We start from the raw sequence: 23669 nt of genomic DNA, 5'->3' as shown, positions 1-23669 counted from the left end.
AGCCTAATGTGCGGCATCCGCCGATGGAGTCGACCAGTCGAGCGGAGGAACGAACTCTTCGTGACCGTGAGCGATCATTCGGCTTCGCAACCGCGCGAACGCATCGTCAAGAGCTGCGACACCGGGAAAACGTTCGATGCCCGTGTGACTGTATTCATACACATTCCACGACGGCCATATGTGCAAGTGCGCGTGCGGAACCCGATAGCCCTCGAACATGAGACCAACGCGATCGGCATCCCACTCTTCACGCTGAGCAAGCCCAATCAGGCGCCCAACACGAAAAATGTGCATCGCCAACTCTTCATCGAGGTCGCTCCACCGATCGACCTCGAGACGCGGAATGACGAGCACATGACCTGGCCTGCGGGGCTCGATAGTGAGAATGGCAAAGACACGGTCATCCGCCCACACAAAGCGACCTGGCGAGCGACCGTTCAGAATCTCGGTGAAAATTGACGCCATTATTCGTGCGAAGCGGCCTTGGACGCAGCCTTGTGCGGTGCTGGCTTGAGCCGCACATCTAACCACGCGACCAGATCGGCGATTACTTCGTCTTTATTGGTCTCGTTGAAGATTTCGTGGCGGGCACCCGGATACACGATTGCTTCCATGTCAGTCAGTTTGGAGCGCGTGGCGTAGTCGGCCGCGAGCCACTCAATGCTCGTAACACCGCCAAGCGAATCCTCGTCGCCGATCATGATCAGCAGCGGAATATCGCGCTTGATGTGCTTAGTGGGGCGACCGAGCAGGCGCAGCCCATCGATGGGACCGAAGAGCTTGAGGGCATCCGCATAGAAGGTCAACGGATCGTTGATGAAATCTTCGGCGACCTGCGGGTCACGGCTCAACCATTCGTAGCCGGTGGTTCCGAGGTCTTTGTGCTGCGCGTTCAGGTTGCCACTGTTCATGTGGGCAAAGGTGCGATGCGCCGTGCCGGTGAGGATCGCGACCTCGTATTCGTCTGCATGGGTGTTGAGCACGTCTTGCACCATCAGCGAGCCCCACGAGTGGCCGAGTAGAGCAACCGGCAGGTCAGGGTTTTCTGCGCGAATGATCGTCGTGAGCTCTCGGATGTTTTCGGTTGCTGCCCGCAGTCCGCCCTTGCCGAGCTTTCCCAGTTTGCTGGCGTCGCCCTCGTACTGGTCGAGCCCGGTTGCACCGTGGCCGCGGTGATCGTCGGCATAGACGGTGTAGCCAGCGGTCGCGAGCGCTTGGGCCACGTATTCGTAGCGTCTCGCGTGGTCGCCGAGGCCGTGCGTGAGCTGGAGGACAGCGTGGGCATGGGGCGACTTCCACACGTAATAGTGGATTGTCACTCCCTGGGCGTCCGTGTAGGAGTGGTCAGTTCTTGGCACCGTGAACTTGGGCATTGGGCCTCCTTGCTTCTTCCATAGTACGGCGGGGGTGCATCGATGTGAGGAAACGCAGTCAACCGCCTTCGGCATTTAGTTAGCAAGACTAATTTGCTAGACTAACTAAAGTGCCAGACAAACTAGACGACGAACTCAGAATCGCTCTCATGCGCATCGCTCGCCGTATTCGGCAGCAACGCCACGACGACACCCTGAGCGACAGCCAACTCTCCGTGCTCTACGTACTGAGCCATCACGGAGGCAGCACCCTTGCCGCGCTCGCCGAGCACGAACGTGTGACCCCGCCGTCAATGAATCGCACCGTCAATTGCCTCAGTGACGAAGGCCTCATCACTCGCTCTAGCTCTCCAGACGACGGCCGAAAAGTTCTCATCGAAGCGACGGATGCCGGCAAGGAGCTCGTCGATAAGACTCGCCAGCGTCGCGCCGAGTGGTTCGCTGCCGAACTCTCGACCCTCACCGCCGAAGAGCACAACGCCCTCCATGCAGCCATTCCAGTGCTGCTGAAGTTAGCCAATTCGTGAGCGCAATGTTTCGCTCGCTCCGCTTCTTCAACTACCGACTCTGGACGATTGGCGCAATCGTCTCCAATACGGGCGCATGGATGCAACGCACCGCCCAAGACTGGATCGTTCTCACCGAACTGACCGACCACGATGCCGCCGCTCTCGGCTTCACGATGGCCCTGCAGTTCGGCCCGCTACTGCTACTGATGCCCATCGCTGGAATCATTGCCGACCGTTTTGACCGCCGCGTCGTGTTGCTGTGGACGCAGTTCAGCCAGTTTATTCTTGCGCTCGGCCTCGGCATCCTCGTGATCTCTGACCATGTTGAGTTGTGGCACGTCTACGTTTTTGCTCTGCTTCTCGGTGTCGCAACCGCGATTGATGCGCCCGTTCGTCAGGCCTTCGTGTCAGAGCTCGTGAGCGACAAAGACCTCCCCAACGCTGTCGCCCTCAACTCGATGTCGTTCCAGAGCGCACGCCTCATTGGCCCAGCCATCGCTGGCGTGCTTGTCGCCGCGATCGGCTCAGGCCCGGTGTTCCTCGTGAATGCCGCCTCCTTCGCGGGCGTGCTCGCCTCGCTGTGGTTCATCCGCCGCAACCAGCTCTACCCGGTGGCCAAGCTCGGGCGAGCGAAGGGCCAGATTCGGGATGGGCTCCGCTACGTTCGCAATCGACCAGACATCCTGATTGTGCTCGTCATGGTGTTTCTCGTAGGAACGTTTGGCTTCAACTTCCCTGTCTTCATTTCCACCATGGCCACCGCCGAGTTCGGCAAAGGAGCAGCAGAGTTTGGGCTGCTCTCTTCGATGATGGCGGTCGGTGCGATCGTCGGGTCCCTGCTGGCCGCTCGACGAGAACGCGCACGCCTCGGCGTCGTCGTCATCGGCTCTGTCTTCTTTGGCGTGGCGTGCCTGCTCGCCGCTCTCTCCCCCAGCTACTGGACTTTCGGCGCTGCTCTCACGATCGTCGGCGTCTCGTCACTGACGATGATGACCACCGCAAACGCCTACGTGCAGACCTCCACCACCCCCATCATGCGCGGCCGGGTCATGGCACTCTACCTAGCTATCTTCGCCGGCGGCACCCCAATCGGCGCACCGATCGTTGGCTGGGCCGCCAACGAACTCGGAGCGCGCTGGGCGCTCGGAATCGGCTCACTCTCCGGCCTGCTCGCCGCTGCGTTCGCCACCACCTGGCTCGTCTACAGCCGCGGGATGCGCGTCGGCCGCGTGCCCGAAAGTCGCTTCCGCCTTCGATTGCGCTTCCCTCCCGAGCCAACGCCAGACGAAGAGCGCGAACTCGCTACTCAAGAGATCGCGATCGTCGAAAGCACAATGCGTCGCACAAGCTAGCTAGCGTGAGGGGCGGATGCTCGCAGCATCGCACCCCTCACGCCGCGGTGTGTACGGCTCAGGCTAGGCCTCGCGCGTAATCTCCACACTCACGAATAGCTTCGACCCGAATGGGCCAGCGTAGACACCGCGCAGCGGCGGAACGTCGTTGTAGTCGCGACCGCGACCCACCAGAACGTGCCGGTCACCGATGTCGATCAGGTTCGTGGGGTCGTAGCCACGCCACTGCCCATTACAGAACCATTCGATCCACGCGTGGGACTCGCCCGTGACCGTCTCGCCGATAGCGGCATCCGGTTTCGGGTGAAGGTAGCCAGAAACATACCGGGCCGGGATGCCGACCGAACGCAAAGCACCCAACGCGAGATGCGCAATGTCTTGGCAGACACCTTTGCCACCAGCCCAGGCTTCTGCTGCAGTCGTCGCCACACCGGTGACGCCGCTCATGTATTGGATCGCGTTACCGATCGCCATCGAGATCTGCAGCGCGCTCTCGCACGCGTCATCCGACTTCGAAGCAATGTCTTTTGCGAGCGCGATCACTTCTGCCGGCGGCTCGGTGCGCCGCGTCTGGCTGAGGTTTTCAACGGCATCCATCGACAGTTCGGCCGTCGCAGCAAGCTCATCCCACCCCATGCACTCAGACACGTGCTCACGCTCGTGGACCTCGACAAGGCTTGTCGCCGTGAGCGACAGCTCCTTGTGGCCAGTGAGCACCTCAAAGGAGGCGACGCGTGAACCCCAATAGTCGACATAGTTGCTCTGGCTCGACAGCGGCAAGATGTCCAGATTGGAGAACAACACGAGCTGTCCCTCAACGCTGGCCGGAAGCATCCGAGCCTCGTTATAGGACGCTGTGACTTCTCCGCCGTAGCTGAACCCTGTGGAGTGAACGATCCTTAAGCGTTTCATGAGATCTCTCCAACCCACTCGGGAGCGGCATTCGTCGGGAAGTAGCGGTGACGCACCGCCTCCGAAGCCGCACTCGTTGCTGCCTGCACACGGTCCATGTGGTGGGGCAGATCATCCAAAATTTCGTTGATCGGTCGATACTCGAGCTCGCTGCGAATTTTGCCGAGCAGGCGCTGCGCATCATCGGCAACCCCAACACGGTTTATGCGGCGAGGCTCAAGCTCGCGAATCGAGTCCTCTGCGCGAGATACCGAGAAGAGGATGCTGCGCGGGAACAGTCGATCAAGCAACAGGAACTCTGCTGCGTTGCTCGCACTCGGCACACCACGGTACGTACGCAGGTAAGGCTCGTAGGCGCCACAGGAGCGAAGGATCGTGGTCCACGAAGGACCACTGGCCTCGGTAAGGCTGCGGGTTGCCAGCAGGCGTGCGGTCATGTCCGCGCGCTCCAAGCTGCGACCGAGGGTGAAGAACTGCCACGCCTCATCGCGGCTTGTCGCCGACTCGATGATGCCAACAGCCAAAGCGCTGCGTTCGCGAACCCAGGAGAAAAAGTCACTGACTTTGTCTTCTGAAATGCGACGCGGCATCCGGGCCCTCGTGGTGTTGAGGCATTCCCACAACTCTGTCGAGACGATTTCTCGTGCTCGCCGTGCGTTCTCGCGAGCGGCACCGAGTGAGTAGGCAATCGATGCCGGCTCAGAACGGTCGACGGCGAGGATCGACAGCACGTCACCGCGCGTGAGCACGGCGTCGGCAGGAGCTTCGCTTCCCATCACGCTCAAGAGGGCGCGGCAAGCATCGTCTTCTTCGATCCACGGATCTTCAAGCAACAGCTGGAGGTGGACGTCGAGGATGCGGGCGGTTCCGTCGGCACGCTCAATGTAACGCCCGATCCAGAACAGCGATTCTGCGATGCGGCTCAGCATGATTGACCTCCCTCGATGTCGTCACTCTGCTGCTGCTGTTCCTCTTGACGCTTTCTGTGCGTAAGAGTGTGGCTGCTGTCGTGGTCTTCAGCGTGATCTTCGTGAACGCTCGCTTCAAGCAACATCTCAGGAGTGATCACGGTGATTGCCTCCGTGTCAGCCTGTCGCTCAACAAGGCCCTGAACAGTGTCTGATGGTTCTTCGATGCGTTCGCGCCCAACAACCCAGGTGTCCTTCGAACCACCACCCTGTGAGCTGTTGACGACGAGTTGACCCTCGGGCAAAGCCACGCGGGTGAGACCGCCAGGCAGAACCCAGACATCGTTGCCGTCATTGACAGCGAACGGTCGAAGGTCGGCGTGACGTGGGCGCATACCGTCATCGACAACGGTCGGAATGGTGGAGAGTTGCACGACGGGTTGCGCGATCCAGCCTCGGGGGTCTTTGCGCAACTGCGTCTTCAGCGTTGCCAATTCCTCCTTGGATGCCGCTGGGCCAATAACGAGACCCTTGCCGCCTGATCCATCAACCGGCTTCACCACCAGCTCATCGAGGCGGTCGAGCACCTCTTCGAGGGCTCCCGGATCTTCGAGGCGCCACGTTTTCACGTTGGGAATGATGGCTTTCTCGCCGAGGTAGTACTCGGTGAGATCGGGCAGGTAGGTGTAGACGAGCTTGTCGTCGGCTACGCCGTTTCCGACCGCGTTGGCGATCGTCACGTTGCCGAGGCGAGCCGCGAGCATCATGCCAGGACTGCCGAGCATCGAGTCGGCACGGAACTGCAGCGGGTCAAGGAATTCGTCGTCAACGCGACGGTAGATCACATCGACCCGGGTTGGCCCGGCGGTGGTTCGCATCCAGACGCGACCGCCAGAACAGAAGAGGTCACGACCTTCAACAAGCTCGACACCCATGAGGCGGGCGAGCAGTGTGTGCTCGAAGTAGGCGGAGTTATAGACACCGGGGGTGAGCACAACAACTGTCGGCTCTTCGATGCCACTCGGTGCGCTCGCGCGGAGGGCCTGCAGCAATTTGTGCGGGTAGTCGCCAACGGGGCGAACACGCATGGAGACAAAAAGTTCTGGCAGGGTCTGGGCCATCACTCGACGATTCGAGATGACGTAGCTCACACCACTGGGAACGCGCACATTGTCTTCAAGGACTCGCCACGCGCCAACCTCGTCACGAATCAGGTCGATGCCGCTGACTTGAATGCGCACACCATTTGCTGGATCGATACCAGCAGCTTGACGATGAAAGTGACTGGATGAGGTGATCATCCGAGCGGGAATCACACCGTCTTTGATCGCATTCTGCGGCCCGTAAATGTCAGCAAGAAAAGCTTCGAGTGCACGCACCCGCTGCTTAACACCACTCTCGACCTGTTTCCACTCAGAGAGGTCGATAACTCGGGGAACCGGGTCGAGCGGGAAAGGTCTCTCTTCGCCCGCAAAGTCGAAGGTGACGCCCTGGGCGAGGTAGCTATCTGCCAGCGCTTCAGTGCGCCCACGCAACTCTTCTTGAGTCATCTGAGCGAGTGCGTCGTGGATCTCCCGATAAGGGCGACGAATCTCGCTATCAGCAGAGAACATCTCATCCCACGCCGCTGGTCCGGTGCGTTTGGAGGCGCTTGATGTGTATCCGTCAAACAAATCTGCCATATACAGACACTATTCGCCTGAGACGATTTCCGCTCGCTAGCGGGTCGATTACGGTAGAACGCCGCGCACAATTTACAGTTAAGTAATGCCTCACACCCTCCCCACCATTCTTGTTCTCCCCGGCGGAGGGTACGCGCGACTCGCACCCCACGAACGCGAGCCTATTGCTGGCTGGTTGCGATCAATCGGGTGGAATGCTCGAGTCGTTGATTACCCCGTCGCCACGAAGCATCCGGCCCCGTTGCTGGCAATTCAGTCTGAAATTGCCAAAGAACGTGCCGCTGGGGCCACGATCGTGGGCGTTTTGGGTTTCTCGGCCGGTGGGCACCTCGCCGGTCACGCTGCTGTTGCCCCCATTGCGAAGTCAGAAGAGCGGCCAGATTTCGCCGTCCTCGGCTACCCGGTAGTCAGCATGGTCACGCCAACTCATGCCCAGTCGCGCGAGAATCTGATTGGTCTGGATGCCAACGATTATCTTCGTGAAGACACGTCGCTTGAGTTGTTGGTAACCCCAGAAACTCCGCCAATGTTCATCTGGCACACTGCCGCCGATGGTCCGGTTCCGGTCGCGGAGCATTCGTATCCGCTCGCTGCCGCGCTCGCTGCTGCTGGCGTGCGACACGAATTGCACGTGTTCGCCGACGGAAAGCACGGCTTGGGGCTCGCTGAGGGAACGCCCGCTGAGGCGTGGCAGTCGCTGTGCGAAATCTGGTTGAGCTCGCTGCGCTAACCCTCGCTAAATAAGACCTCGGTGGGAATGCTTCGACGTTGCCGCTCTAGCGACGCAGGCTGAAGGCTTCCGCTTTGGCGGTTGATCCGGACACCAGGATTGTGTCGTCCACCGCGATGACCGTGTTCTCGTCCGTGTAGGTCCACGCTCCCCCGTGCGGTCGCACTGCTGTGATCGTGACCCCGGCGGAAGAACGCACTCGGGATTCTCCGAGCGTTTTACCGACGATTCCGGCTGGTGGGGCCATCTTGACAAGCGAGAACCCATCACCGATCTCGAGGTAGTCCTGCATCGAGCCACGCACAAGGTGGGCTACCCGGCGCCCCATCTCTTTCTCCGGATAAATCACGTGGCTCACCCCGAGCTGCTCGAGAATAGTGCCGTGCGCATCACTCACAGCCTTCGCCCACACATGCGCAACATTGAACCTCAACAGCAACGAAGTGGTGAGGATGCTCGCCTGAATGTCACTGCCAATCGCCACAACGACGCGGTCAAACTCGGGCACCGCCAACTGCTGCAGCACTTCCTCGCGAGTGGAGTCTGCGCACACCACATGCGTGAGTTGACCATTGAGTTCTTGCACGATGGATTCATCGGCGTCTATACCCAACACCTCGGTCCCGTTCGCCATGAGTTCCAGCGCCAGCGCGCGACCGAAACGGCCCAAACCAATCACCGCAACCGAATCTGCTGCGGCCACACTTGAGGCATCCGAACCAGAGAACATGCGCAATTTAACCAATGATCGGCCTTTCTTTAGGAAGTTCATACATGACGGCGCGTTCGCGCAAAGCAAGCGCGGTAGCGAAACCAATGGGCCCGAGTCGGCCAACAAACATGAGCACAGCCAAAATTAGTTGGGCTGCAATCGGCAGTTCTGGCGTGATGCCTTCCGAGAGGCCGACGGTGCCGAATGCAGAAACCGTCTCGAAGAGCACCGGGCTAAGCGGCAAGCCCGAGATGAGCATGATCGTGACAGTGGATGCCGCTACAACACCAACAGAAAGCAAGACGACCGCAATTGCTTGGCGGTGCACCGCGCGCGACAGTCGCTTGCCGAAGACGTTGACGACGCCATCGCCGCGCACCTCGGCAACAAGAATAAAGAACAGCACCGCGAACGTCGTGATCTTGATGCCACCGGCAGTACCTGCTGGACCACCGCCGATGAACATGAGCGCGGTCATCCCGAACTGAGTGGCTTCACTCATGGCTCCGATGTCGATGCTGTTGAAGCCGGCCGTGCGGGTTTGAACCGATTGAAAGAAGCCAGCAAGAATCTTGGTTTGCCAGTCGAGGGGGCCGAGCGTTGCTGGATTGTTCCACTCGATAAGGGAGATGTAGAACGTGCCGACGATCAGAAGCAGAGGTGTTGCCGCTACGACAATCCGGGTGTTCATGCTCCATTTGAGACTCTGGCCGCGGTAGCGCAACAATTGCACGATCACGGGGAAGCCGAGGCCGCCAAGAATAATTTCGGCACAGAGCGTGAGCGAAACCACCGGGTCGTCGACGAACGACATCATGTTGTCACTAAACAGAGCAAAACCGGCGTTGTTAAATGATGAGACAGCGTGGAAGAGTGCCAGCCAAGCCGATTCCCCCAATCCTTTGCCGTAGTGCAACCAGAACCAGAAAAAGAGGATAACCGCGCCAGCACCCTCGATGATGAGAGAAATCTTGAGCACGCCCAAAATGAGCGAGCGCACATCGCCAAAGCCGACGCTCTTCGTTTCGGCGGCAGCAGTGATCCTTGAACGCAGCGACATACGTCGCACCACCGCAATACCGATGATCGACGCGAACGTCATCACACCGAACCCACCCACTTGAATGAGCACCATGATGACGACCTGGCCGAAACCCGTCCAATAGGTGGGGGTATCGACGATCACATGACCGGTCACACACATGGCAGAAACGGCAGTGAAGAATGCCTCAACGAGACTGGCGCCACCGGGACCGGTACGCGAAATCGGTAAGGCCAGCAGGATCGTTCCCGCAGCGATACCAATCAAAAACCCGAGAAGAGTGAGCTGAGCTGGATGAACCAGTTTTCGCTTACTACCCGTCCCACGGAGGATATTGTGCACCGGGATACGATACGCCTGTTTTAGACCGGGCGTGACGCTGTTTTGCCGCGCACCGTCAGCCGACGATTACGCGTTGCTCACAACGCGAATTAGACCTCTAATGGCTCGAGAATGAAGACCGGAATTTCGCGCTCGGTCTTTGCCTGGTAGTCGGCATAGTCGGGGTAGGCGGCCACGGCGCGCTCCCACCAGAGAGCCTTCTCATCACCGGTGACTTCGCGCGCGATAAAGTCGCCCTTGAAGCCAACATCATGCAGTTCAACGTGCGGCTGAGCCACGATGTTGTAGTACCAGACCGGATGCTTCGGTGCTCCGCCGAGCGAAGCAACAACGGCATACTTGCCATCGTGTTCCACTCGCATGAGCGCGGTCTTGCGCAACTTACCGGATTTGGCGCCAACCGTGGTCAGAACGATCACGGGCATCCCCCGCATCAGGTTGCCCTCGTGGCCGTTGCTGGCTTCAAACGTGTCGGCCTGATTGCGGGCCCACTCTGAGGTGCTTGGTTGGTACTCTCCTGTTAATGGCATGCCTTAACGGTACTCCTGACTGGCTGAGCGGTTCAGCAGCGTTCCTCGCGCCAAGCACAGTTAGGTAGTTTCTACTCACGCGCCGCCGTTGGTGCTCACGCTTTACTGTGTGCATGATCACATCACAGCGCGCCCTGAGAAGCGCAATTACCCTAGTTATTGCCACAGGCATCACCGTGTCGCTCTCAGGTTGTTTCAGCAACCCTCTCGAAGATCTTGCCAACGGGCTCGTCGAGGGCACCGTAGAGAATGTGATTGAAGGCGCGACCGGAGTTGATGTTGACGTCGACGGCAACGGCACTGGCGCTTCACTTCCCGACTCATGGCCAAACGAGGTGCCGGTTCCCGATGGCAACATTGTGCTTTCGCTCGCCGTTGGCGGCAGTTACAACGTGACCGTCACCGTCGGCAGCCCGGAGGCAGCACAGGCAGGCTTCGAGAAGTTCACTGCGAACGGCTACGAGGTGATCTCCGAGATTTCCCTCGGCGAGGGCGCTTACGCCTATGGACTGCAGAGCGATTCGTGGTCGGTTCAATACAGCTGGGGTCAAGACGACGAAGGAACTGCAACCGTCAACCTCACTGCGACCCCCACCGAAGAATAGGAACGATCGCAGGTGAGCAGGAGTGCAGGAGTGCAGCCCGCTACAACTCTGCGAGAACCTGCTCAAGCTCAACTCGGCCGGTGACACCCAACTTGCGATAAATACGAGCGAGATGGTTGTCCACGGTTCGAACTGACAGCCCCAGCTGCTGGCCGATCTCCCGACTACGTTTACGGCCAGCAGCTGCACGGGCGATCATCCACTCACGTTCAGTGAGGTCGTCGCCACCATTCTCGGTAGCCACATAATCCATGTCGGCGGCAAGGCGGCTGGCCAACAGAGTGGCCTTGCGCTGCAACTCTTGTTTGCCATTCTTCGCGGTGTTGCGAGCTGCCGTGAGCAAACCATCCACGGCGAGCGCTGCCACACCAGCCTCAGCGAGCGCGGGTGCGAGATCACACAGTGTGGCAATATTCCCCGCAATCACCGCTTCACCCCACTCGTGGATGCGGGCCACCAGTGGTGCTGGAGACAACTGGGTGAGCAATTGCAGTTGATCGCTCGCGGCAGCTGCCTGACCGAGACGCAGTGCGACGGTGAGAGTAAGTGCGCTCAGCAGGAAGTGGCCAAGGGTGATGCCTTCGGCGACTGCAGCGATGATGACCGCTGCACCTTCCTCGTGGCGCCCTTCGCCAGCAAGGATCCACGCTTCACACTCCGCACGCTGGAGAATTACTTTGGCGTCGCCAGCATGTTCGGTCGCGATCTGAGCAAGCAACTGTCGTGCGGCCTCTGGGTCGCCACGCTGCGCCTCGATGGTGGCGTGAAGCGCAGTGGCGGTGCCTAGGAGACCAGTGAAGTCACGCCACCGCAATTGTTCAACGGCGAGGGCCGCGAGCGCGTTTGCGTCATTCAATTTGCCCGCGTGCAAGTGAACGATCGCGAGAGCGTAGGACCACACGCCTGCCGAATCCGCAAAGCGATCGAGCCTACGCTGAGCCGCAAATTCGCTAGCCCGCCCGATCTCGGCGGAAGCAACGAGAGCAAGAAACTCTGAGAGGTCGAGCAGTGCGTCAGCGAATGGCGCTTCAAACCGGAACGCATCGGCTAAGGGCCGCGTGTGACTAATGGCCTGAAATGCTTCGGCTGGGTGACCAGACATGGTCGCGATCATTGCGGCAGTCAATCCTGCATTTACCGCCCCAACCCCTGTCTCGGCCATTTCCGCATCCGCTACGTCAATGAGGGCAGTGGCGTCACCGGTCATCAGTTGCCATTTGGCCAGCTCAGGGCGAAGTATCGCCTGGCCCCGCGCATCCAGACGGCTCAGTTCAGCGTGAACTCTCTCCACAGCTTCGGCCGGGCGAGCCAAACGGTACGCCACATGTTGCCCCCATCTGGCGAGGGCAATCGCACGCTCCTCATCGGCAGCGGCTAAATCAATCGCTGATTCAAACACCTGCGAGGATCGTTCGGATTCCGCGAGCGCAGACAGCGCACTGCCCAATACCAACTCGGGGGCGAAGCGCCGCCCTGCTGCCTGGGCTCGCTCCGCCAGCATCGCTGCCATGGTGTGGTCACCGGCCGCATGCGCATAGTTGGCAGCCCAATCCAACTCATCATCACTGATGTGAGCTTCGGTCGAGGTCAGCAGCACTGTTGCCGTGAAGCGCAGTTGCTGATCCCCCATCGGTGTCAACCGTGCCGCAACTTCGAGGATTATTTCTGCGCGCTCTGCCCGCGAAAGTTCTCCGACGAGAGTTTCAGCGAACAATGGATGTGCGAGTCGCACAGACGGGATCGCATCGTCGCGAGTCTCTTCAACGACACCCTCCACTCTGAGTCGCGCGAGCACATCAGATTCGTCTGCACGGATAGCGGCGAGCGGGATGGGCTGCGCAATGGCAATCAGTCGAGCCAATCGTCTCTCGTCAACGCTCAACTGCAAGAGACGCTCAGCGATCGTCGCCCGCACATGTTTGGGTAGGGCGGCGACCGAAACCTCAACACCAAAGTCTCCGCTATGGATGCCGCCGGCTCGCGTCGCCGCAAAGATCAGTTCGCGCAGCATCAGTGGGTTGCCGCGGCTCGCCTCGAAGAGGGCTCGCAGACTCTCAGGGCGCAGTGTGCCGCCCAAATACTGTTGGAGGATCGATTGGCTGTGTTCGAGGCTCAAGCCTTCGAGGTCAACGATATCGATGAGGTTCTCGTGCAGTAGGCGCGCCAGGGGGCCGGAAACGTCGTGAGAGTCGCGGGCGGTGAGCAGGGTGGTGACGCCGAAGACGCGCACGAGTTGGTAAAGCACACCGGCCGAGACGGCGTCCAGTAATGGCGCATCGTCGATCACGAGGACGAACTGTGATGGGTTCTCTCCCACTACCGCTACGAGGGCTTGAACGCGGTCGCTCACACTTTCCAGATCGACTCTGCCAGAACTGGCAAGAACCGGCGCGAGGGCCCCTAAAGGTATTTCGGTGAGTTCGGCGAGACCGACAACGGGCACGATCGTGCGCCCGTCAGAGCGCAACGCTTGCGCGATGTGGGCGCCCAATGTGGTCTTGCCAACGCCGCTTGGTCCACGCAACATTACCGATCGCGATCGGGCACCACGAAGGGCACTCAGCACAGCATCCCGCTCAACTTCCCGGGGAACTACAGGCCATCGCACCATGCACGTCCCTTCACGGCCGAATGAATACTCGTGGCGCACAGCATAGTGGGAGGGCGTAGCCGGAGGGATAGCTAGTCTGGAACGCATCATGTTCACCATTGCTCTCCCCGACCAGCAGATGTGCGACCGGCTTGCCCCGCAACTGCCCGACGTTAACCTGATCGTGTGGGGTGCCAACGACGGCCCGCCACCGCAGCACGTTGACTTGGCTGTTCTCGGCTACCTCCGCTCGGCGGATGACCTGCAGAAATTCGCGGGACTCGATGTTGCCGCGCTGCAGTCGCAATCACTCGGCTACGACGGCGTTGCTGCCAAACTGCCCGCCGGAATCACGTACTGCAACGCCGTCGGCGTGCATGAAGCATCTACCGCTGAGCTCGCGGTTGGCCTGATTATTTCTGAACAACGCGGGTTTCCTGAACACTTCGCCAACCAGCAGACCGGCACGTGGAACCAGCACGAGTTCATCGGCGTTGCTGGCACGACAGTGGTCATTGTCGGCGCCGGTGGTGTTGGTAACCAGATCGCAGACAAGCTCGCCCCTTTCGAGGCCAACGTCGTGAGGGTCGCCCGCACCAACCGCAGCGACGCCCGTGGTGCCGTCCAGTCGATGGATGCCCTGCCATCGCTCCTCGCGAAAGCCGATGTTGTCGCAATCGCCGTGCCTCTCAGCGACGAGACCACCTCCCTCATCGATGCGGAATTCCTTGCCACGATGAAGCCAGGGGCACTGCTCCTGAATGTATCTCGAGGCAAAATTGTTGACACGGATGCACTCGTGGCTGCGGCATCCGCTGGACGCATTCGTGCTGCTCTCGACGTCACCGACCCCGAACCGCTACCCAGCGATCACCCGCTGTGGTCGACCCCCGGCATCACCATTACGCCCCACATTGGCGGCTACACCTCTGCGATGTATGGCCGAGTGGATGCCGTGGTTCGAGAGCAAGCCCGCCGGCTGCTCGCTGGCGAGCCCCTAGCGCATGTGGTTATCGCGGCGCAGTCGATTCACGGATGACCAACTTGGGCGCGAAGACCACCTGACGCCGGTCAGCATCGGGGTTTGCTGCTTCGTTGAGAAGGATCTCGACGGCCGTTTGACCCATTTGAGCACTCGGTTGACTGATGGATGAGAGCGGAACGACGGCCGCGCTGGCGAAGTCGATGTCGTCATAGCCCATGAGGGCGATGTCTTCTGGCACCCGGATCGACGGGGTCGAATTGCCGTTCATGAGGAGTGCTTGCAGCACTCCCATGGCGACGAGGTCGTTGGCGGCAAAAATGGCATCGGGGCGCTCTGCCGGCGAGCGAGCAACGATTTTTGCTCCTGCCGCCCGGCCGGCGATGACGCTGAGCGCATCGATTTCGATAACTTCAATGCTCGCTCCGTGCACCTTCTCAATTGCCTCTCTGGCGCCCGTGAGTCGGTCGGAAACTTGGCGGATCGCCATGGGCCCTCCGACAAAAGCGATGCGACGGCGGCCCGTTTCAAGGAGGTGGGTTGCTGCCAGTTTGCCACCGACGATGTCGTCGACGGAGACCGAGCTAAATGTCGAGTTGGGGCTCTCACGGTCAACGAGCACTGCCGGGATTCCGCGTTTTCGCATGGATTCGAGCCGGTCGGTGATGTCACCGTACGGCGAAATAAGCATCCCGTAGACACGCTGCTGTTCGAACAGATCAAGGTACTTCGCTTCGCGCTCGATGCTTTCGTCACTGTTTCCGAGAGTGACAGTCAGTCCGCCCTCGGCGGCTTTATCTTCCGCACCGCGAGCAATATCTGTGAAGAACGGGTTGCGCACGTCGAGCACGACGAGACCGATGGTTTGACTGTGACCGACCCGCAGTTGGCGGGCGGCATCGTTGCGGATGAACCCGAGTACTTCAATCGCGTTCTGCACGCGTTCAACGGTCGATGGCGAGACTTTGTGGGGGTGGTTGAGCACGTTTGAGACGGTGCCGACGGATACGCCAGCGCTCTTTGCGACATCATGCACGCTCGGCGTTGACATAGACACAACCAGAGTTTCTCGGCCCGACGTTGGGCAGCGGATGAGGACAAGACGAATTCTCGACTCAATACGAGTCTAAGGACAAAAGTGTAACGATTCATTCATCGAGGGCAAGTTTAGCGGGCAGAGTGCCGCTGTGGGACTTGACGGACCCCAATACATCGTCGTATCGTTCACGCACGGTCGATTTTATCGATTCAATTGGCGGTTGTAGTTTCCAGCCAGGTGATTCGACCACCGTCACCCACAGCAATGACTCAACGCGGAGGCACCACAGTTCAATGGCGACTGCAGCAGAAACGGCACCGGCATCACACGCCGCCCGCACCCCCGCGCTCAGCCTCAGGGGCGCATCCAAGACTTTCGGCCCCGTGATCGCGCTTGCGGATGGCACCATCGAGATCCTTCCGGGCGAGATCCATGCTCTCGTCGGAGAGAACGGCGCAGGCAAGTCCACCCTCGTAAAGATCCTCGCCGGAGTTCACTCCCCCGATGGCGGCGAGTTTCTGGTCGAAGGAAAGCCGGCGCACTTTCGCAACGTCAGTGAAAGTAAAGCGGCCGGCATATCGGTCATCTACCAAGAACCGACGCTATTCCCCGACCTCACCGTCGCCGAGAATATCTTCATCGGCCGCCAGCCCAAGGGTCGCGCTGGACTCATCAGCCGCGGCGAGATGCGTCGACGTGCGGCCGAACTCTTCACCACTCTCGGAGTTCCTATTGATCCCGATCGCATCGCTGATGGACTTTCTATCGCCGATCAGCAGATCATCGAGATTGCCAAAGCAATCTCGCTCGACGCCAACGTTCTCGTCATGGACGAGCCAACAGCGGCACTCTCCGGTGTTGAAGTAGAACGCCTTTTCACTGTCGCTCGCGCGCTACGGGAAAAAGGCGCGGGCATCCTGTTCATCTCGCACCGCTTCGAAGAGGTCTTCGGACTCAGCGACCGCATCACAGTCATGCGTGACGGCCGCTATATTCAGGTTCACAACACCGCTGAAGTCACGGTTCCGGCAATCGTCAAAGAGATGGTCGGCCGGGAGCTTGGTGATCTATTCCCCAAGCAAGACGCCGAGATCGGTGACGTCGTGCTCAAAGTTGACGGCCTCAACAGCGCCGGCACGTTCACCGGAATCGACTTTGAGATTCGCGCTGGTGAGATCGTCGCCCTCTCGGGCCTCGTCGGTGCCGGACGCACTGAAGTTGCCCGCGCCGTATTCGGGATTGACCCGTATGAAACGGGAAGCGTGAGCATCAGCGGCACGGCGCTGAAAGCACACAGCCCAAGGGACGCGATCGCCGCAGGAATCGGATTCGTACCCGAGGATCGCCGTAAACAGGGATTGGTGCTCGATCTCTCCGTTGCACGAAATGTCACCCTGACCCTCCGCCACTCACTTGCACGTTTTGGAATCATCTCCGGCCGACGCGAACGCGCCGCCGCCGAAGACTGGTCGCAGCGCCTTCAGGTGAAAACTGGTTCGCAAGATCTGCCCGTTTCTACCCTCTCGGGAGGAAACCAACAGAAGGTCGTGCTCGCTAAGTGGCTTGCCACCGACCCGAAACTCCTCATCGTCGATGAACCCACTCGAGGGATCGACGTCGGAACCAAGGCAGAAGTGCACCGTCTCATCTCTGATCTTGCGGGCCGCGGTATTGCGATCCTCATGATCTCCTCCGAACTGCCAGAAGTGCTCGGGATGGCTGACCGCGTTCTCGTCATGCACGAAGGCCGCATCACGGCAGAACTCAGTCGCGCTGACGCGACAGCAGAACGGGTCATGCAGGCTGCCACGGGCAGTCGCGAAGCACTGCACCTGGAACAGACCGACGAAGAACTGAGCACTGAATTGGAGGCGGGCGAGTGAGCACCGTGACCCACGCACCGGCCATGCCGCGAAGCAACGCCCTCAAGCGTTTCTTCACCGCCCGCGAGATCCCCGTCGCCGGCGCCCTTATTGCGCTCATTGTGGTGACCTACATCATCAACCCGCGCTTTCTCTCGCCGCAGAGCACCAAGGACTTGATGCTCAACGCGACGATCATGGTGATCCTGGCTGTCGCTCAGGCACTCGTCATCATCACCCGCAACGTTGACCTTTCCGTCGGTGCCATCCTGGGGCTCGTTGCCTTCGGCACAGGAACCGTCTTCGATATGTTCCCGACCATTCCCCTTGTGCTGGTGTTCATGATCGGCATGATCTTCGGTGGACTCCTCGGGTCAATCAACGGCATGTTGGTTACCTCAGCCAAAGTGCCTGCACTGGTGATCACCCTCGGCACCCTCTACATTTTCCGAGGAGTGCTGTCGAGCTGGGCCGGGTCGAAACAGTTCTTCTCCGGTGACAATCCCCAAGCGTTCGGCAACCTCTCGGTCGACACTCTTGTCGGCATCCCGATCATCACGATCATCGCGGTCGTCATTACGGTGGCCGTTGCGATGTTCATGAGCTCGGTCCGAAGCGGTCGTGACCTGTACGCAATCGGCTCAGACCCGGATGCGGCCCGCCTGTTCGGCATCCCCGTCGGCGGTCGAGTGCTGAGCGCGTTCATCGCGTGTGGTGCACTCACTGGCCTCGCCGGTGTTCTGTATGCCTCTCGCTACAACTCGGTCGGAGCGCTCACCGGTTCCGGAATCGAATTGGATGTCGTAGCCGCGGTCGTCGTCGGTGGCGTCGCGATCTTCGGTGGTTCGGGAACCGTCGCCGGTGCTGCGATCGGCGCCGTGCTGCTCTCCACCATTACTGGTGCGCTCACGGCCACCCGCGTCGACAAGTTTTGGCAGCAGGCGATCGTGGGTGTGCTCATCCTCGCCGCCATCATCATCGATCGAGTCGTATCGCTGCGAAGAGCCCGCAAGCTGCGAGTGAATGAGGCAAAAGATGTCTAAGACGATGACCGCTACTTCACGGGGCCAGTTGAGCCGCCGCCTCATTGGCTATGACGCCGTAATCTTCTACATCCTGATCACGGTCGTCATCATTTCGATGGTCACGGTGAACTACTTTGCCTCGACCCTCACCGTGGGCTTCTTGCTCATTCAAGTGCTTCCCATCTTGCTCATCGCAATGCCGATGGCGTTGGTTATCGTCTCCGGGGAGATCGACCTTTCTGTGGCTTCAACGGCCGGCCTTACGAGCGCCACGATGGGCGTACTGTGGCGCGATAGCGGATTAGATATCGGAACGGTCATGGCACTCTCACTGCTGGTTGGTGTGTTGTGCGGAGCTTTCAATGGCTTCCTGATCACCACCCTCGGCTTGCCATCCCTAGCCGTGACGATCGGAACCCTCGCCCTCTACCGTGGGCTCGCGCTCGTCGTGATTGGCGACCAGAAGGTCGCGAGTTTCCCCAAGGAACTGAACGCATTCGTGCTTTCGAAGATTGGCAACACCGGCATCCCGGTCATGATGATTTTCGCGTTGATAGTGATCGCGTTCTTCGCGGTACTACTGCACTTCACTCCTTTCGGGCGTGGCCTCTACGCCCTCGGGTACAGCCCGCAGGCTGCGACTTTTGTGGGAGTGAGAGTTGGTCATGCCAAGTTCTGGATGTTCGTTGCCACCGGCATCGTCTCGTCGATGGTTGGCGTCTTCCTCACCCTGCGGCTGGCAAGCGCCGGTCCAGACAACGGAACCGGCCTTGAGCTCAGCGTCATCGCTGCTGTCCTGCTCGGTGGTGTCTCGATATTCGGCGGCAAGGGAAACATTCCTGGCGTCGTTGGCGGTGTGCTTCTCATCGGAACACTCACCTACGCGCTTCGGCTCGCCAAGGTGCCGGAGACGGCACTCATCATTGTCACCGGCGGATTGCTCGTGCTCTCCGTCGTGGCCCCCAGCGTTATCGCGTGGGGCAAAGAACGCATCCGGTTGAACCGGCTGCACCGAGAAGTCCAGGAGCAGAACGCCCCCGGAATAACCCGCGCCTAAGCACCAGGCGTCTTTACGAAAGGAAGAACAATGAAGTTGTTTTCCACGAGCAGCCGAGGCGGCCGTATCGGCTCCATCGCTGCGATTGCAACGGTAGTGGCCCTCGCCGCAACCGGTTGCGCTGCAACTAACGGCGGCGACAGTGGCGACGGCGGCGGAGACAGCGCCGGTACCATTGCGTTCTTGCCCAAGCAGCTCAACAACCCCTACACCGACGTCGTTCTCGGCGGAGGCGAAGAGGGTGCTGCCGCAATCGGCTACGACTCAGAGGTCCTCGGACCCCTTGAGGCCAGCGCCAGTGCACAGATCCCCTTTATCGAGCAGGCAACCCAGCAGGGCACGAAGGTCATCGTGATCGCGGCTAACGACCCCGACGCCGTTGGCCCGGCACTTCAGACAGCTCGCGAAGCTGGCGCAAAGATTGTTGCCTTCGACTCCGACACCAACCCCGACTACCGCGACATCTTCATTAGCCAGGTTGTTGCCAAGGACGTCGCACTGATTCAGCTCGAGATCATCTCCGAGCAGATCGGTGGATCCGGTGAGATCGCCATCCTGTCAGCAACGGCAACGGCAACGAACCAGAACGAGTGGATCAAGTTCATGGAAGAAGAGCTCGAGTCGAACCCTGACTACGCAGACATCAAGCTCGTCGCTAAGGTCTACGGCGACGACGACGCAGACAAGTCCTTCCAGGAAACTCAGGGCCTGCTCTCGTCATACCCCGACCTCGCGGGCATCATTTCGCCCACGACCGTTGGTATCGCTGCAGCAGCAAAGTACCTCTCGACCTCGGACTACAAGGGCAAGGTCGCACTGACCGGTCTTGGACTCCCGAACGAGATGCGCGAGTTCGTCAAGGACGGAACCGTTCAGGAATTCGCACTTTGGGACCCGGCACAGCTCGGCTATGTTGCAGCATTCGCTGGCAAGGCTCTCGTTGACGGAACCATCACGGGCGCCGAGGGTGACACCTTCGACGCTGGCGACATGGGCGAGATCACCGTTGGCGCGAACGGCGTTGCCATCGTTGGACCGCCCACGCGTTTCAACGCAGACAACATCGACGAATACGACTTCTAACTAGTCGCTCAGATACCCGGGCTTGCTCACGAGCCGGCCCGGGTATCCACACCCTCACTACCAGCCACCAGCCACCAGCCTCAGATTTTCGGAGCCAATGATGTCCCTTACTCCAGCTTCAGAGCTGCTTCCCTCAAAGACTCGGCGCGCCACCCGCATCGGCCTCGTCGCCGGCGGACTCGCCGCCTACTGGCCACAGTTTCCCGCGCTCCTCCCCCAGCTTCAGGAGTCGAGCAAGTACGTCACCGACCGGTTCACCGCTCTCGACGCTGAAGTCATTGATGTTGGGTTCATTTCGGATGCCCAAGAGGCCACCGTCGCGGCAGAGAAGCTGCGTCGTGCTGACTGCGATCTCATCGTCATTTTCCTGACCACCTACCTCACGGCATCCATGGTTCTTCCGATTGCGCAGCGCGCGAAGACTCCGGTGCTCGTCATTGATCTCCAGCCCACTGAAGCGATGGACCACGCCAACTTCGACACCGGCAAGTGGCTCGCGTACTGCGGCCAGTGCCCTGTGCCCGAGGTCGCGAACGTTTTCAAGCGCGCTGGCATCGAGTTCCGCAGCGTTTCAGGCCACCTGAAGGATGAACGGGCTTGGGCACGCATCAACCGTTGGGTAAATGCGGCCAAGGTGCGCGCTACTCTTCGCCACGCACGCCACGGCCTCATGGGCCACGTCTACCCGGGAATGCTCGACGTCTCGACCGACCTCACCCTCGTCTCCAGCCAATTTGGTTCACACGTGGAAGTGCTCGAATTCGATGACCTTCGGGTTCGCGTTGACGAAGTAACCGATGCCCAAGTCACCGAGCGCATGAACCTGGCCCGCAAGCTGTTCACTCTCGATGAGTCGGTACGCGAGGAAGATTTCGCCTGGGGCGCCAAAGTGAGCGTCGGACTCGATCGACTGGTAGACGACTTTGACCTCGACTCTGCCGCGTACTACCACCGCGGCCTCAATGGTGAACTACACGAGCGCCTCGGCGCTGGCATGATTCTTGGCTCATCGCTGCTGACCGCACGCGGCATCCCGTTCGTTGGTGAATACGAGTTACGCACTAGCTTGGCGATGCTTGCAGCCCACACCATCGGTGCTGGAGGTTCGTTCACAGAGATTCAGGCGCTCAACTTCTTTGACGACGTTGTGGAGATGGGCCACGATGGGCCAGCGCACCTCGCCGTTTCGGAGCGCGATCCGCTGCTACGCGGCCTTGGCGTTTACCACGGCAAACGAGGCTACGGCGTGTCCGTTGAGTTTGACGTGCAGCAGGGGCCGGTCACCACATTCGGAATCGGACAGGATCGTGATGGCAGCTACACGTTCATCACTAGCGAGGGAACCGTAACTCCTGGGCCACTCTTGGAGATCGGTAATACTACGTCGCGCGTGAGTTTCGGCGGCGACCCTGGTGAGTGGGTCGATGAGTGGTCGCAGACCGGCATCGGTCACCACTGGGCTCTCTGCGTTGGCCATGTTGCTGGCGACATTCACGCCGCCGCGAGCTTGCTCGGCATCGAGCACCGTCACGTCGATATGGCCGACCTTCCGAAGTGGCGTTAGGGGTGCATCCGTGAACCGCTATTGCTTTCAACTGCAAGTGAAGCCCGACCACATCGAGGAATACAAGGTCGCACATGCCGCTGTCTGGCCGGAAATGCTTGAGGCGCTAGCAACATCGGGGTGGCACAACTATTCGCTCTTTCTTCGCGCCGACGGGATGCTTATCGGCTACGTCGAATCTGACGACCTCGCCGCCGCACAGCGTGCAATGGCCGCGACCGAAGTGAATGCTCGATGGCAGGCAATCATGGGCGACCACTTTATCGACCTCGATGTTCCGCCGGATGAGGGGTTCATTCCTCTGGAAGAAGTGTTCAACCTCGAGGACCAACTTGCTGCGAGCAGGAGGCGGTCAGATGGATAGATTGCCTCCTCTAGAATCTCGGTCTACACTCGAATTGAATCGATTCACTTTGTCGCTTCCCCGAAACCTTCGCGAGCACATCCTCGCCCCAACATCCCTCGGCTTTACAACCAGCCGTACCACCAGCAGAAAGTAAGAATTCCCATGGCGCAATTCAGCTCAATCGCAGCCCGCCTCGAAGAACAGGCCATCGAACTTCCCTCCTGGGCTTTCGGCAACTCCGGAACGCGATTCAAAGTCTTCGGAACCCCCGGCACTCCGCGCACTCCGCAAGAGAAGATTGCGGATGCCGCCCAGGTTCACAAGTACACGGCACTCGCCCCGTCAGTTGCCCTTCACATCCCATGGGACAAGGTCGACGACTACAGCGCACTGAGCACGTTCGCGAACGAACACGGCGTTGAACTCGGAACCGTGAACTCAAACACGTTCCAGGACGACGACTACAAATTTGGTTCGCTCACCCACGTTGACCCCGCGATTCGCCAGAAGGCGATCGATCACCACTTCGAGTGCATCGACATCATGCACAAGACAGGATCCCGCGACCTCAAGATTTGGCTCGCCGACGGATCGAACTACCCCGGCCAAGCCGACATCCGCGGGCGTCAGGATCGCCTCGCCGAATCACTGCAAAAGATCTATGACCGCCTCGGCGAAGAGCAGCGCATGGTGCTCGAGTACAAGTTCTTTGAGCCCGCTTTTTACCACATGGATGTGCCGGACTGGGGTACCAGCTATGCACAAGTAGCGGCCCTCGGCGAGCGCGCTCTCGTGTGCCTCGACACCGGCCACCATGCGCCAGGAACCAACATCGAGTTCATCGTGATGCAGTTGCTGCGCCTCGGCAAGCTCGGCTCGTTCGACTTCAACTCGCGCTTCTATGCCGACGACGACCTGATCGTCGGCGCGGCCGATCCCTTCCAGTTGTTCCGCATCCTGTACGAGGTTGTTCGCGGCGGCGGCTACGGCGCCGACAGCGGCGTGGCGTTCATGCTCGACCAGTGCCACAACGTTGAAGACAAGATTCCCGGCCAGATGCGGTCGGTGCTCAACGTTCAAGAAATGACTGCCCGTGCACTTCTTGTCGACTCGGATGCTCTCACCGCAGCGCAGAACGCTGGCGATGTACTCGGAGCCAACGCGATCATGATGGATGCGTTCTACACCGATGTGCGCGGGGACCTCGCCACGTGGCGCGAGTCGCGGGGACTTCCCGCTGACCCCATGGCGGCCTATGCGGCATCCGGTTATCAGCAGAAGATCGCCGAAGACCGGGTCGGTGGCGTTCAGGCCGGCTGGGGAGCCTAAGCGCTCTACATCACGCTGTCTACCCCAGCGGGACAACTAGCCCGCGGCCAGCATTAATGGGGTGTACGCTTGCATTTGGTTTGGTTCAATGAATC

The 23669-nt window shown here is 59.9% G+C and carries 22 protein-coding genes; 12 read left to right on the top strand and 10 right to left on the bottom strand.

The genetic code is table 11. The features are described from left to right. Positions 1-3: 3 nt before the first annotated feature. Both AC061P_RS01085 and AC061P_RS01080 read right to left on the bottom strand, forming a co-directional pair. Positions 4-465, bottom strand: a complete 462-nt coding sequence (locus AC061P_RS01085) for an HIT family protein (RefSeq protein ID WP_480391597.1) — start codon at positions 463-465, stop codon at positions 4-6. After that, complete coding sequence (locus tag AC061P_RS01080; protein ID WP_480391596.1) at positions 465-1373, bottom strand: alpha/beta hydrolase; 909 nt, start codon at positions 1371-1373, stop codon at positions 465-467. The genes AC061P_RS01085 and AC061P_RS01080 overlap by 1 nt, the downstream gene beginning before the upstream one ends. Positions 1374-1483: 110 nt before the next feature. On the opposite strand from AC061P_RS01080, the gene AC061P_RS01075 reads away from it, so the two are divergent. Both AC061P_RS01075 and AC061P_RS01070 read left to right on the top strand, forming a co-directional pair. Then, the gene (locus AC061P_RS01075) at positions 1484-1900 is read left to right on the top strand and encodes a MarR family winged helix-turn-helix transcriptional regulator (protein WP_449648070.1); all 417 of its coding nucleotides are present in this window, start codon (positions 1484-1486) and stop codon (positions 1898-1900) included. Continuing rightward, positions 1897-3234: an MFS transporter gene (locus AC061P_RS01070; RefSeq protein ID WP_449648069.1), complete on the top strand. Its 1338-nt coding sequence runs from the start codon at positions 1897-1899 to the stop codon at positions 3232-3234. Before AC061P_RS01075 ends, AC061P_RS01070 begins: the two co-directional genes overlap by 4 nt. Before the next feature lie 63 nt (positions 3235-3297). On the opposite strand, the gene AC061P_RS01065 is transcribed toward AC061P_RS01070, so the two are convergent. The 3 genes from AC061P_RS01065 to AC061P_RS01055 are packed head-to-tail and all read right to left on the bottom strand — an operon-like array spanning position 3298 to position 6736. Next, positions 3298-4146: a transglutaminase family protein gene (locus AC061P_RS01065; protein WP_449648068.1), complete on the bottom strand. Its 849-nt coding sequence runs from the start codon at positions 4144-4146 to the stop codon at positions 3298-3300. After that, the gene (locus tag AC061P_RS01060; protein WP_449648067.1) at positions 4143-5075 is read right to left on the bottom strand and encodes an alpha-E domain-containing protein; all 933 of its coding nucleotides are present in this window, start codon (positions 5073-5075) and stop codon (positions 4143-4145) included. The genes AC061P_RS01065 and AC061P_RS01060 overlap by 4 nt, the downstream gene beginning before the upstream one ends. Beyond that, complete coding sequence (locus tag AC061P_RS01055; RefSeq protein WP_480391595.1) at positions 5069-6736, bottom strand: circularly permuted type 2 ATP-grasp protein; 1668 nt, start codon at positions 6734-6736, stop codon at positions 5069-5071. Before AC061P_RS01055 ends, AC061P_RS01060 begins: the two co-directional genes overlap by 7 nt. An 85-nt stretch (positions 6737-6821) precedes the next feature. Between AC061P_RS01055 and AC061P_RS01050 the strand changes: the two genes are divergently transcribed. Further along, positions 6822-7466, top strand: coding sequence for an alpha/beta hydrolase (locus AC061P_RS01050; protein WP_449648065.1), 645 nt, complete (start codon positions 6822-6824; stop codon positions 7464-7466). 46 nt (positions 7467-7512) lie between these two features. Here the strand turns inward: AC061P_RS01050 and AC061P_RS01045 are convergent, their stop codons facing one another. The 3 genes from AC061P_RS01045 to AC061P_RS01035 all read right to left on the bottom strand — a co-directional run bounded on the left by AC061P_RS01045 (position 7513) and on the right by AC061P_RS01035 (position 10092). After that, on the bottom strand, positions 7513-8211 hold the full coding sequence (locus tag AC061P_RS01045; protein ID WP_449648064.1) for a potassium channel family protein: 699 nt from the start codon (positions 8209-8211) through the stop codon (positions 7513-7515). Beyond that, positions 8204-9562, bottom strand: coding sequence for a TrkH family potassium uptake protein (locus AC061P_RS01040; protein WP_449648063.1), 1359 nt, complete (start codon positions 9560-9562; stop codon positions 8204-8206). The genes AC061P_RS01045 and AC061P_RS01040 overlap by 8 nt, the downstream gene beginning before the upstream one ends. A gap of 89 nt (positions 9563-9651) precedes the next feature. Then, entirely contained in the window at positions 9652-10092 is a 441-nt protein-coding gene (locus AC061P_RS01035) for a nitroreductase family deazaflavin-dependent oxidoreductase (protein ID WP_449648062.1), read from the bottom strand. Between the two features lie 113 nt (positions 10093-10205). On the opposite strand from AC061P_RS01035, the gene AC061P_RS01030 reads away from it, so the two are divergent. After that, positions 10206-10697: a hypothetical protein gene (locus tag AC061P_RS01030; RefSeq protein ID WP_449648061.1), complete on the top strand. Its 492-nt coding sequence runs from the start codon at positions 10206-10208 to the stop codon at positions 10695-10697. A 40-nt stretch (positions 10698-10737) separates the two neighbouring features. Here the strand turns inward: AC061P_RS01030 and AC061P_RS01025 are convergent, their stop codons facing one another. Further along, entirely contained in the window at positions 10738-13308 is a 2571-nt protein-coding gene (locus AC061P_RS01025) for a LuxR C-terminal-related transcriptional regulator (protein ID WP_449648060.1), read from the bottom strand. Between the two features lie 88 nt (positions 13309-13396). Here AC061P_RS01025 and AC061P_RS01020 point away from each other — a divergent pair, with 88 nt between their 5' ends. After that, a complete protein-coding gene (locus AC061P_RS01020; RefSeq protein WP_449648059.1) occupies positions 13397-14326 on the top strand; it encodes an NAD(P)-dependent oxidoreductase in 930 nt (309 codons plus the stop codon). On the opposite strand, the gene AC061P_RS01015 is transcribed toward AC061P_RS01020, so the two are convergent. Continuing rightward, a complete protein-coding gene (locus tag AC061P_RS01015) occupies positions 14298-15320 on the bottom strand; it encodes a LacI family DNA-binding transcriptional regulator (RefSeq protein WP_449648216.1) in 1023 nt (340 codons plus the stop codon). The two genes, AC061P_RS01020 and AC061P_RS01015, sit on opposite strands and share 29 nt — an antisense overlap. Positions 15321-15601: 281 nt before the next feature. Between AC061P_RS01015 and AC061P_RS01010 the strand changes: the two genes are divergently transcribed. From AC061P_RS01010 to rhaI, 7 genes are all read left to right on the top strand, one after another. Continuing rightward, on the top strand, positions 15602-17191 hold the full coding sequence (locus AC061P_RS01010) for a sugar ABC transporter ATP-binding protein (protein WP_449648058.1): 1590 nt from the start codon (positions 15602-15604) through the stop codon (positions 17189-17191). After that, complete coding sequence (locus tag AC061P_RS01005) at positions 17188-18213, top strand: ABC transporter permease (RefSeq protein WP_449648057.1); 1026 nt, start codon at positions 17188-17190, stop codon at positions 18211-18213. The genes AC061P_RS01010 and AC061P_RS01005 overlap by 4 nt, the downstream gene beginning before the upstream one ends. Beyond that, positions 18206-19252 (top strand): ABC transporter permease, encoded by a 1047-nt coding sequence (locus AC061P_RS01000; RefSeq protein ID WP_480391594.1) that lies wholly within the window; start codon positions 18206-18208, stop codon positions 19250-19252. Before AC061P_RS01005 ends, AC061P_RS01000 begins: the two co-directional genes overlap by 8 nt. A 30-nt stretch (positions 19253-19282) precedes the next feature. After that, the gene (rhaS, locus tag AC061P_RS00995; RefSeq protein WP_009773745.1) at positions 19283-20335 is read left to right on the top strand and encodes a rhamnose ABC transporter substrate-binding protein; all 1053 of its coding nucleotides are present in this window, start codon (positions 19283-19285) and stop codon (positions 20333-20335) included. Positions 20336-20435: 100 nt separating this feature from the next. Next, the gene (locus tag AC061P_RS00990) at positions 20436-21899 is read left to right on the top strand and encodes an arabinose isomerase (RefSeq protein WP_449648055.1); all 1464 of its coding nucleotides are present in this window, start codon (positions 20436-20438) and stop codon (positions 21897-21899) included. Between the two features lie 10 nt (positions 21900-21909). Continuing rightward, complete coding sequence (locus tag AC061P_RS00985; protein ID WP_480391593.1) at positions 21910-22263, top strand: L-rhamnose mutarotase; 354 nt, start codon at positions 21910-21912, stop codon at positions 22261-22263. Between the two features lie 144 nt (positions 22264-22407). After that, positions 22408-23574, top strand: coding sequence for an L-rhamnose isomerase (gene rhaI / locus AC061P_RS00980; RefSeq protein WP_449648053.1), 1167 nt, complete (start codon positions 22408-22410; stop codon positions 23572-23574). Positions 23575-23669: the final 95 nt, after the last annotated feature.

The organism is Rhodoglobus sp. G.S.4 (assembly GCF_056619605.1).
This window is presented reverse-complemented; position numbering and strand designations above follow the sequence as displayed.

Excerpts from the sequence above, each read along its gene's own strand:
- AC061P_RS01010 (WP_449648058.1), top strand. The coding sequence starts at position 15,602 with ATGGCGACTGCAGCAGAAACGGCACCGGCATCACACGCCGCCCGCACC.
- AC061P_RS01000 (WP_480391594.1), top strand. The coding sequence starts at position 18,206 with ATGTCTAAGACGATGACCGCTACTTCACGGGGCCAGTTGAGCCGCCGC.
- AC061P_RS01055 (WP_480391595.1), bottom strand. The coding sequence starts at position 6,736 with ATGGCAGATTTGTTTGACGGATACACATCAAGCGCCTCCAAACGCACC.
- AC061P_RS01015 (WP_449648216.1), bottom strand. The coding sequence starts at position 15,320 with ATGTCAACGCCGAGCGTGCATGATGTCGCAAAGAGCGCTGGCGTATCC.
- AC061P_RS00990 (WP_449648055.1), top strand. The coding sequence starts at position 20,436 with ATGTCCCTTACTCCAGCTTCAGAGCTGCTTCCCTCAAAGACTCGGCGC.
- AC061P_RS01060 (WP_449648067.1), bottom strand. The coding sequence starts at position 5,075 with ATGCTGAGCCGCATCGCAGAATCGCTGTTCTGGATCGGGCGTTACATT.
- AC061P_RS01030 (WP_449648061.1), top strand. The coding sequence starts at position 10,206 with ATGATCACATCACAGCGCGCCCTGAGAAGCGCAATTACCCTAGTTATT.
- AC061P_RS01085 (WP_480391597.1), bottom strand. The coding sequence starts at position 465 with ATGGCGTCAATTTTCACCGAGATTCTGAACGGTCGCTCGCCAGGTCGC.
- AC061P_RS01020 (WP_449648059.1), top strand. The coding sequence starts at position 13,397 with ATGTTCACCATTGCTCTCCCCGACCAGCAGATGTGCGACCGGCTTGCC.
- AC061P_RS01080 (WP_480391596.1), bottom strand. The coding sequence starts at position 1,373 with ATGCCCAAGTTCACGGTGCCAAGAACTGACCACTCCTACACGGACGCC.
- AC061P_RS01035 (WP_449648062.1), bottom strand. The coding sequence starts at position 10,092 with ATGCCATTAACAGGAGAGTACCAACCAAGCACCTCAGAGTGGGCCCGC.
- AC061P_RS01050 (WP_449648065.1), top strand. The coding sequence starts at position 6,822 with ATGCCTCACACCCTCCCCACCATTCTTGTTCTCCCCGGCGGAGGGTAC.
- rhaI (WP_449648053.1), top strand. The coding sequence starts at position 22,408 with ATGGCGCAATTCAGCTCAATCGCAGCCCGCCTCGAAGAACAGGCCATC.
- AC061P_RS01025 (WP_449648060.1), bottom strand. The coding sequence starts at position 13,308 with ATGGTGCGATGGCCTGTAGTTCCCCGGGAAGTTGAGCGGGATGCTGTG.
- rhaS (WP_009773745.1), top strand. The coding sequence starts at position 19,283 with ATGAAGTTGTTTTCCACGAGCAGCCGAGGCGGCCGTATCGGCTCCATC.
- AC061P_RS01065 (WP_449648068.1), bottom strand. The coding sequence starts at position 4,146 with ATGAAACGCTTAAGGATCGTTCACTCCACAGGGTTCAGCTACGGCGGA.